Annotated in this window: 1 protein-coding gene; it reads left to right on the top strand. The window is 72.5% G+C overall.

The genetic code is table 11. The annotated features are described in order from the left end of the window. On the top strand, positions 1-1937 hold a 1937-nt coding region (locus tag DD1DGNOD_RS13570), incomplete at both ends, for a discoidin domain-containing protein (protein WP_241255699.1).

Raw genomic sequence — 1937 nt, 5'->3', positions numbered from 1 at the left:
GCCGGCGGGCCTGGACGCCCCACGTCGCTATGGGCCGCCGGTGGCCGACACCCCGCAGATTCCCTTCAACGACGAGACCGCCCTGGGAACGCCCTCGGACGCCCCCGCGCCACCGGCGCTGGCCGTCTTCGGGGTCCGGGACGCCAAGCCGATCGTGCGGACGGCGACGACCGTGGCTCCGTTGCTGGTCAGCGGGAACGGCGAGGGGCTCGTGGACGCCGCGGCCGCGGGACTGCTGGCCGAGGTGGTGGCCGGGAATCGGACCATCCTCTACACCGCCTCGCTGGCCGCGGACCCCGCCGCCCTGGACCGGGCGCTGGACGACGGCGCCGACCTGCTGATCACTGACAGTAACCGGCGCCGGGCGGAACGCTGGAGTTCGATCCGGGACGGCTACGGCTACGTGGAAAGTCCCGACGCGGTCGCGCTCACACCCGACCCGAACGACAACCGGCTGCCGGTCTTCCCGGACGCGACGGCCGCATCCCAGACGGTCACCGTGCTGCACGCCCCCGGCCAACCCGCGCAGATCGCCTCGGTCAAGGCGACCGACTACGGCAACGCGTTCTCCTACAGTCCACCGGAGCGCCCGACGGGCGCCGTCGACGGCAACCCCGACACCGCCTGGCAGGTGGGCGCGTTCACCGATCCGGCCGGACAGCGCCTGCGGATCGACTTGGCCGCTGCGGTGACCACGGACCGGATCCGTCTGGTCCAGCCGCTCACCGGCGCGCGCAATCGATGGATCACCAAGGCGACACTGCGCTTCGACGGCGGGCCACCTGTGACGGTGCCGCTCACGGGCAGCTCACGACGTGCCTCCGGCCAGGTGGTGACCTTCCCCACCCACAGCTTCACCCACCTGGACATCACCGTCGACGCCACCAACATCGGGGCGCGCGCGGACTACGCCGGCCTGTCCAGCGTGGGGTTCGCCGAGGTGGACATCGTGACGCCGGGCGACAGCTCACCCCATGTGCAGGAGCTGCTGCGGATGCCCACCGACCTGCTCGCCGCGGCGGGCGAGACGTCCCTGGCGCACCGCCTGACGCTGCAGGTCACCCGCGACCGCGCGAACCCGGCGGAGCCGTTCAAGTCCGACACGGAGTCGACCGTCGCCCGTACGTTCACCCTGCCGACCCCACGGACCTTCGCCCTGACCGGCACCGCCCGGGCGTCCGCCTACGCCGACGACCTCGTGCTCGGTGCCTCGGTCGGCCGGCCCTCCGACGGGGTCACCGCCGAGTCCTCCGGCCGGCTGCCCGGTGACCTGGCGGCCGGCAGCGCCAGCGCCTTCGACGGGGATCCGGCCACCCTGTGGAGTCCCGGCTTCGGCATGCAGCAGGACGCCTGGATCCAGGTCAGCTCCCCCCGGCCGGTGAACCTGTCCTCGCTGTCCCTGTCCGTGGTCGCCGACGGCCGTCACTCGGTGCCCACCGCCCTGGGACTGATCGTGGACGGCCGGCGGGTGGACACGCTCACCGTCCCGCCGATCAGCGACCTCAAGCAGCCGGGCGCGAGCCAGACCGTGACCTTGTCCTTTCCCCCCGTCCGGGGCAGCAGTATCCGTCTCGTCGTCGACACGGTACGGCTGGTCACCAGCATCGACCAGATCAGCGGGACGCAGATCTCCATGCCGGTCGGACTCGCCGAGGTCGACCTTGCCGGCCTGCGGGCACCCCGTCTCCAGGCCACCGTGCCCGGCGGGTGCCGCGACGACCTGATGACGATCGACGGACGTCCGGTCCCCGTACGGATCACCGGTTCCAGCGCCGACGCGCTCGGCCGCAGAGGGCTGGGAGTGTCGCTGTGCGGTGATCCGATCTCCCTCGGTCCGGGCGACCACGTGCTGCGCACCACCAACGGCGCGCAGACCGGATACGACCTCGACAGGCTGATCCTGACCTCGCAACCCGCCGGCAGCCCGCCGCCGGCCA

The sequence above is a fragment of the Candidatus Protofrankia californiensis genome, from assembly GCF_900634765.1.
Taxonomy (GTDB): domain Bacteria; phylum Actinomycetota; class Actinomycetes; order Frankiales; family Frankiaceae; genus Protofrankia; species Protofrankia californiensis.
The sequence above is the reverse complement of the archived record's forward strand: the minus strand, read 5'-3'. Positions and strand labels throughout refer to the sequence as shown.